The 8,755-nt window shown below is 43.7% G+C and carries 2 protein-coding genes; both read left to right on the top strand.

Translation table 11 applies throughout. The annotated features are described in order from the left end of the window. The first annotated feature begins 92 nt into the window (after positions 1 to 92). The gene (locus OCI93_RS20570) at positions 93 to 6,086 is read left to right on the top strand and encodes an SDR family NAD(P)-dependent oxidoreductase (RefSeq protein ID WP_261627212.1); all 5,994 of its coding nucleotides are present in this window, start codon (positions 93 to 95) and stop codon (positions 6,084 to 6,086) included. Continuing rightward, positions 6,076 to 8,755 (top strand): beta-ketoacyl synthase N-terminal-like domain-containing protein (locus tag OCI93_RS20565; protein ID WP_315942826.1); only part of this gene is annotated, 2,680 nt, incomplete at its 3' end. The genes OCI93_RS20570 and OCI93_RS20565, both read left to right, overlap by 11 nt.

Raw genomic sequence — 8,755 nt, 5'->3', positions numbered from 1 at the left:
TAGGTCAAACAGATTATGCGGCAGCAAATGGTTTTGTAGATGGTTATTTACGTTCGCGAGCTCAAAGAGGGGGGGCGGGTAAGAGTTTGGCATTGGCTTGGCCACTTTGGCAAGCGGGAGGTATGCAGGTAGATGAAGGAGGATTGGCGGCGTTAGAGCGTCAAGGACTGGCAGCGATGCCAACTGAGCTGGGGTTAGACTGTTTTTATCGGGCACTCAATAGTTCACAATCGCAACTTGCCTTCGTTTATGGTGTTCAAAGAAAAAGTGAGCGCTTACTAAATCCACAGGAAAAACAGCCTGAACAGGCCTCTCTGGTTGATCGAGTCTACCTCAATGACATCATTACGCTAATCTCTGACATTATCGGCACCGAATATGAGAGCGTTGATGCAGACGCAAAATTTGACGAACTTGGGATGGATATCCACCATCTCAGTCACTTAATTGAACAGCTAAATGTTCAATATGAAAGCCAATTGGTGTTGCAAGATCTGCTTGATTGGCCAACGTCCTCTGCTTTGTCTGAATATCTTGAAACGTTATTAAAACAAACAAGAAACATCAGTGTAGCGTCAGACACGCACACCTTAGAGGACCATGGAGCACTGAATGCAGCTGCAGTAAAAATATTAAAGCGTGTTGTCGGTAAGCGTATTAAGCTCAGTGCTGATCTCCTTGACGAAACGCTTGAATTTGAGCGCTATGGCATTGATTCCGTTCAATCGATGAACATAACCACCGATCTAGAAGCAATCTTCGACACATTGCCTAAGACGCTGTTCTTTGAGTACTCAACGATAGCGGCTATGGCAGACTATTTTGCAACTCATTACAATGAGAAGTTATCGGATGGCCTCGAACAACCTCGCACTAACGCTATATCAGTGCCAGTACAACCGACACTGAGCAAAATACCTGTTGCGGCAGGAACTGTTCGGGAAAGCCGTTTTATAACAAGCGAAAAATTACAAGAGAGTGTTAGAGATATCGCTATTATTGGTGTTGCGGGGCGTTACCCTGGAGCACGTAATGTACAGCAATTTTGGGATAACTTAAAACAAGGCATAGACAGTGTTGGAGAGGTCCCTATTACTCGTTGGGAAGCTGATGTGTATTTCTCAAAAGATAAGCAACAGCCAGGTAAATCTTACAGTAAATGGGGTGGGTTTATTGCGGGGGTAGATGAGTTTGATCCTGTCTTTTTCGGTATTCTCCCTAAGGAGGTGACTGACATATCACCTCAAGAAAGATTGTTTTTAGAATGTGCTCATCATACGTTAGAAGACGGTGGGTATACGCGAGACTTATTGCGCCAGCAAGGTAAAGTCGGCGTATTTGTCGGTGTAATGTGGGAGGAATACCAATTATTCAGTACTGCAACTAGAGTCTTGTCTGGCCACCCTTCATCGATTGCCAACCGTGTTTCCTACTTTTGTAACTTCACTGGCCCAAGCATGGCAGTAGACACTATGTGCTCGTCATCGCTAACGAGTATTCACCTTGCGTGTAATGCACTGGTGTTAAATGAATGCTATGCCGCAATTGCTGGCGGTGTGAATGTCTCGATACACCCAAATAAGTATGTTTTTCTGGCTCAAAAACAATTTATTTCAAGTGAAGGATTATGTCGCAGTTTTGGCTTGGGCGGAGATGGATATGTACCTGGTGAGGGGGTGGGAGCAATATTGCTGAAGACGCTTGCTAATGCTGAAAAAGATAACGATAGCATTTATGCGGTTATTAAAGGCACAGCTATAAATCATGGCGGTAAATCAAATGGTTATACCGTCCCAGATCCTGTCGCTCAAGCGCAGGTTATACAGGATGCGTTGCAAGTTGCCGGTGTCAGCCCTGCTTCAATCAGCTACCTAGAAGCGCATGGTACAGGGACATCTTTGGGTGATCCCATAGAGGTCGCTGGCTTGACCAAAGTATTTGCTAACCAACGTGAATCAAGCTCAGTATGTGCACTTGGCTCGGTGAAATCTAATATTGGACATTTAGAAAGTGCTGCGGGAGTGGCTGCGATAACTAAAGTTATCTTACAACTTAAACATAGCATGCTTGTGCCTTCATTGCATTCGCAACAACTTAATCCGAATTTGGATCTCTCAAACACGCCTTTTGTTGTTCAGCAGCAGTTGGCACAATGGCAACGACCAACACCCGGTCAGTTACTCAGGGCTGGAATATCTTCATTTGGGGCCGGTGGTGCCAATGCCCACTTAATTGTTGACGAATACGTTTCCAGAGCCAAAGTGGAAAAAGAGATAGCGGGTCCTCATCTGGTAGTGTTGTCTGCAGATTCGAAAGAGCAACTCGATCAATATGCGCATGCACTTTATGAGTTCATAATACACAGTGAAGTATCTGACGCACAATTGTCGGATATTGCGTTTACTCTACAAACTGGTCGTGAAGCACGTAAGTTCAGGTTAGGAGTCAGTGTCTACTCTGTTGCCCAGCTAAGTAGCGAACTCTCCAAATATACTGAAGGTACTTATGAAGATAGTGAAATACTTCGAGGTCAACCAAACCAACGTGATGGGTATCTTAATCGCTTATTTAACGATGAGGATCTAAAGGAGTCCATCGCGAACTGGTGGCAAAAAAATAAACATATTAAGTTGTTAGAGTTATGGGTCAATGGCCTCAACTTGGTGTGGCATGAATTGTATGCATTGAACAATGATGTTAAACCAAACAGGTATTCAGGTTTACCTAATTACCCATTTGCAGGGGAGCTCTATCCTATTGGTGACGGCGTCTCAACCAATGTTGCCCAACAGCCCAAAATACCTGCAGACCAGCACGCATTCTTACTGACTAAAACTTGGCAGGCGCGACCTTTAGTTCAGGTACAGCATAATGCATGTTCTGTACTTATTCTATGTCACTCAAGTGTGAGAGGTATGGCACTTGAGTTGTTTAAAAATGAACCATCAGTGCAATGTACCGTGACCTATGGTTTCGATGTGGCGCACGTTCAGTTAGCACAGTTTGATGGCATTATAGACTTGATGGCGTTAACCACAAAAGCTGATATTGATTGGGATGAGCGAAAGAATACATTACAAACGCTCGAAATTATGCGTAGTTACATTCGACAAAGGTCATCAAGTCAGAGTGTGTTACTGCAGGTGACACGTGGCCGGTGTGAAGCGGGTATGTTAGATGGCGCTGAATTGGTGGGCTTTTATCGTAGCGTTTCTCAAGAATACCGTGCAGTTATCTCTGCTAGCCTTGATGTGGAGTTACAAAGTTCGGCTCAGGAAATTACAGACATCATTGAGCAAGAGTTTGCAGCCTTACCCGATTATAAAAACTCAGAGGTTTGCTATCAAAACGTCACACGAAAAGTGCCAGAGATAGTCGGGGAACGCTTAGCGCTTGACTGGCAGGTCAATGTCCCTAAAAACAGCTACCGGAAGGACGATGTTGCGCTCATCAGTGGTGGGGCACGAGGTATAGGCTTTGAACTTGTAAAACATTTATGCTCTCAAGGTATAAACAAGTTTATCATTGTGGGCAGAGAAGAATTGCCCGATCAGGAGTTATGGCGTGATATTAGTGCCTCACAAGATGATGGGTTTAAAGGAAAAATAAAGGCATTACAGGCAGTCGTTGAATCAGGCGCACGTGTCTATTATTTGGGAGCGGATGTTGTAGATAAAAAAGCCCTCAACGCTGGTATTTCACTGGCTTCAAAGGCTTTGGGAAGTATCACCCATGTTTATCACTGCGCAGGGGTGATGAGTCAACCTCCCGCTCTTGTAGCTAAATCAACTGCAGATATTCAATCGGTACTGTCGTCAAAAATACAGGGTTTGTACAACTTACATGAGTTGTGTGAATCGCACTCTTTAAGAACATTCATTATATTTTCTTCGGTGTGTACAGAATTACCAAATCTAGCTGCTGGACAACTGGATTACGTGATGGCAAACAGCTATGTTGATGAGTTTGTACGAAGTATGAGCAAGCAAGGTTATGACTATTTTAGAGCACTACAGTGGCCAAGCTGGTCAGAAACGGGAATGGCTGTCGGTTATCAGACGTCTTTGCCATATCAAGACCTTGGCCTGACAACGTTATCAAACAGTGAAGGTTTTGCATTAATGTCGCATGCATTGTCGAGTGAGCATGTATGTTGTGCACCTTGTGTATTTAATCAGCCTCCGAAATTTTCATCATGGTCTGATACTGAACCGTTGCTCAAGCGTGAACCAAGTCAAAAAGTGTCAGTGGATGCGTCCCGCACCAAGTCAGATACAGATGTACGGGCATGGTTGTTTACGCGCTTTGCTGAGGAATTTGGCCTAACGCTTTCACAGCTCGATGGCGAAAAAAGCTTTGCTGAATATGGCGTAGAATCTGTATTTCTTGCAGGCTTTAGCCATACTTTGCAGCAATTTTGTGAGGTGCCGCTGAGTGCGTCATTGCTACTAGAGCATGATACTTTGGCTAAACTGGCTGAGTATTTGAGTCTACAGCCGATGAAATTGACCGTTTCTGAGGTTTTATCAAATGATGATGTTGCACCAATTTTACCTATTAGCACTACTATTCAAAATGTACTACCAAATTCGCAAAAACCGATAGATATGCTTATAGATGAAACATCGCTGGCAGAGGTGAAAGGTAGTGATGACCCTGTCATAATTGGTATGGCTGGAAAGTTTCCTCAGGCAGATGATATTGATACTTTCTGGCAGCAATTGCTCACGGGTGACAGCGCCATAAGAAAACAGCAGTGTAATGCCAAAGGTGAAAGCATCTACGGTGCTTGGCTAACCGATAAAGATAAATTTGACAATGAATTTTTCGGTATTCCTTATACCGATGCCTGTACCATGGACGTACAAGCACGATTGCTACTCACACAAGCTCTCAAAGCCGTTAATGATGCAGGCTATAGCAAAGCGCAACTGGTATCTAAACGCGTGGGAGTTTTTGTTGGCGCGCGCAGTAGAACAATCATGGCAAGTGAACTGCTGGGTGTTGCTAATCCTATTTTGGCTCTGGGCCATAATTATCTAGCGGCAAATATTTCGCGCTATTTCGATGTCAAGGGCCCAAGCTTAGTTAGTGATGCTGCGTGTGCATCTGCAATGGTAAATTTGCAACATGCCTGTGATGCCTTACAACTTGGGCGAATTGATATGGCTATTGTTGGTACAGCTAATGTTTTTGAAGACCTTAATACGCAAGAGTTTTTTGCGCAAAGAGGGCTACTCAGTCAATCTGGTCACTATGCGCTATTTAGCGAACACAGCGATGGTAAAGTGCTTGGTGAAGCCGTTGGAGTGGTCGTGCTCAAGCGCGAATCGGATGCGTTGCGAGATCGTGACCGCATCTATTGTAAAGTCAAAGCTATAGCTGCGAATAATGATGGGCAGACGATTGGTCCCGCTTCCCCTAACATTGATGCACAGCGCCAAGTGATAAGCCAAGCCTTAAAAACAAGTCAGCTCAGTGCCGACGCTGTTTCTTATATTGAAGTCAATGGCGCAGGTAGTCGTTTGCTGGACGCTATTGAAGTTTCTGCGTTGGCAAAGTCTTATCAATTTTCGCAAAGTACAGCGCCTCATTATTTAGGTTCAGTAAAGCCTAATGTGGGTCACACACTCATGTCTTCAGCCATGGTGGGTATGATTAAGTGTGCATTGTCTGTGTATCACCAACAAATTCCCCCTTTTAGACAATATGGTGAATTGTTTAACGAGTTTGACTTTGTTGCTAATAAGGTGTCTTTCAATTTAGAAACTCAAGTTTTGCCATCATCTGGCAATGGTTTATGTGCTGCTGCGTTAAATGTCAATGCGGACGGAGGTAGCAATTTCCATGTGATCTTTGAACAGTGCCCAATTCAGAGTGGTGCAGTGTCGAAAAGGATCCGCACGCAACTTCATGAGAAGCAGATTGATACGCGATTACGAAAGAGTGTACATACGACATCAAAACCTTTCACGGAAGTAAATGAGGTTAACGCTAAATCAATGAAACCCAATCTAGATAATCGTCAAAAAGTACAAGAAGAACAAGACGTTTTAACCGTGTGGGGTGAAATGAATGAAGAATAAAAAATACAGTATGACACTGAGTGCCAACCATCCCATTTTACAGGCACACCAAATAGATGGACGTGGTGTCATGCCTGGGTTAGCGTATATTGATTTGATATTTCAGCTATTGTTGCCCGCGCTTAAATTAGAGGTTGAACGGGCTGAGATAACCAAATTGGCAATACTCAGACCGCTTATTTTAGCTGCACACGAGTCAGTTGACTTGGTATTTGAAGTACAACCAAAAGCGTTAGGTTGGACTGTGTCAGTGTTGGATAAGCATGACACATCCGAGCCATATGTTGATTTTCATTTAAGTGAAATGCATGACGATGTGGTGCAACCCCCTGCTATTAACGTTGACACGTTGTCTGGTGAACTCAGTTATGATATTCAACAAACCTATCAACGCGCTATTTCACTTAATTTATGTCATGGTGAGTTGTTACAGGTAAGTGGAAATATATTTGTTGGGAATGACGATTATTGGGCGCAAATACAGGCCAAACCGTCGAATAATACAAGTTCCAATTTCATTGCTTCCCCAGCCATGCTGGATGGCGCAGCTATGGCTATTCTCTATGCTTTACAGGAACAACAAAAAGTAGCTAAATCGGACTTGTTTCTACCTATATATATTGGTGCTTATAAACAATACCGACCCATGTTATCAAAGTCCCTAGCTGTTGTTAAAAACGCACATATATCAATACATACAAACCTGTTGAAGCTAAGTATTAAATTTTATACACCAAAGGGACAGGTAGTTGCTGAAATGGATGATTTGTGTGTTAGGCCGACTGCTGACTTTCAAAATGCCTTGCATAATGCAGAGCGTGCAGTACTAGGTATGGATGAACAGCGGCATGAGGGTGATCAAAACTCTGATTTACATGGCCTACTCATTGGCGTATTTGCTTCTTACTTAGGGGTAAATCCTGAACATATTAATGGGCAATCAGGATTTTTCGAGTTGGGGGTAACATCAACTCAACTACTTTATATACTAAAAGATTTAGAGACCCAATTACAGTGTGAGCTGAGCCCTGTGATGTTGTTTGAACATGACAGTGTGGCAAAACTAGCAGCACATCTGACATCAGTGGATGTAAAATTTGAACGTCACCTTATTGAAAAAGTTGAGCCAAAGTTGGCAATTTCCACCCCTTATGGTTGGCGGCAACAAGATATTGCCATTATTGGTATGGCAGGGCGTTTTGCAGCGGCCGATGATGTTGAGCAATTATGGGAAAACCTTACTTTAGGCAAAGATAGTGTTGCTCCCTTAAGTCCAAACCAGTTTAAATTTGCGCAAGATTATGCGACTGCACAAGTATTCCCTTGCTGGGGAGGCGTTTTACACAATAGCCAAGAGTTTGATCCACTTTTTTTTAATATTGCGCCAAACGAAGCTGAACGTATGGACCCTCAAGAGCGACTGTTTCTAGAGGTTTCTTGGCAGGCACTTGAGAGCAGTGGTCACACCCCGCAAAGTTTACATCCTCAGTATAAAAGAAACGCCAAAGCTGAAGTGGGAGTGTATGCAGCGGTTATGTTTTCTGAATATGCTTTGTACGCCGCTGATTTAGTAAGGAAAGGGCATCCAGTAGGGGTGATGACCGGTATCTCCGCTTCTGCAAATAGGCTATCTTATTTTTGTGATTTCAGCGGTCCAAGCATTGGGATTGATTCCATGTGTTCAGGCTCATTGACAGCCTTATCAATTGCATGTCAGGGACTTAGAAACAATGAAACGTATGCTGCTATCTGTGGGGGGGTGAACGTTTCAGTGCACCCAAATAAGTATCTTATGCTTAGAGAAAATGGTTTTCTTTCTCAGCGGGGGCGATGTGCCAGTTTTGGTGCGGATGCTGATGGTTATGTGCCAGGTGAAGGTGTCGGTGTCATCATACTCAAGCGTTTGTTTGATGCGCAACAAGACTCTGATCAGATCCTTGCGGTAATTAAAGGGGTTGCTGTGAATCATGGCGGTAGAGCCAGTGGTTATACTGTGCCCAGTCCTGAAGCACAAAAGCAGGTTATTTTAAAAGCGTTAAGTGATGCAGAGATCTGTGCACAGCAAGTGAATTACATTGAAACACATGGAACGGGAACTCAATTAGGTGATCCCATAGAGATTGCAGCATTGCAATCGGTGTTCGCTGCGCAGCGTGATGATGTTTGTTTTTTAGGTGCTATCAAATCCAATTTGGGACATTGCGAAAGTGCTGCAGGTGTTGCTGGGCTAATCAAAGTGGTGCTACAACTACAGCATCGTAAAATATGTCCTTCCATTCATAGTCAGACTCTCAACCCTCATATAGATTTATCAGCAGGCAAACTTCAGTTACAGCATCAGTTAATTCCGTGGCCGCAAGTACAATTAGTAGATTCAAACAAAGCTTTGCCTCGTACTGCTGGAGTATCATCATTTGGTGCTGGTGGCACGAATGCCCATTTAGTATTGCAAGAATATCCAGAGCATGAAGTCGTGAGCCCAGACACAGGTCCGGTATTGTTTGTATTATCAGCAAAACGAGCGGCGGGACTGGTGGCTTATGCAGAAAAATTCATTACGTACTTACAAGCTAACCCCACGGTGTCGCTGAGAAGAGTGACCTATACGCTGCAAACGGGTAGAGAAGCAATGCGCTATCGTTTAGCGATAGTAGCAGAGCACTATGATG

It is taken from the genome of Pseudoalteromonas holothuriae, from assembly GCF_945859825.1.
GTDB classification, from domain to species: Bacteria; Pseudomonadota; Gammaproteobacteria; order Enterobacterales; family Alteromonadaceae; genus Pseudoalteromonas; species Pseudoalteromonas holothuriae.
Note: the sequence above shows the minus strand (reverse complement) of the source record. Positions and strands in the feature narration are given on the sequence as shown.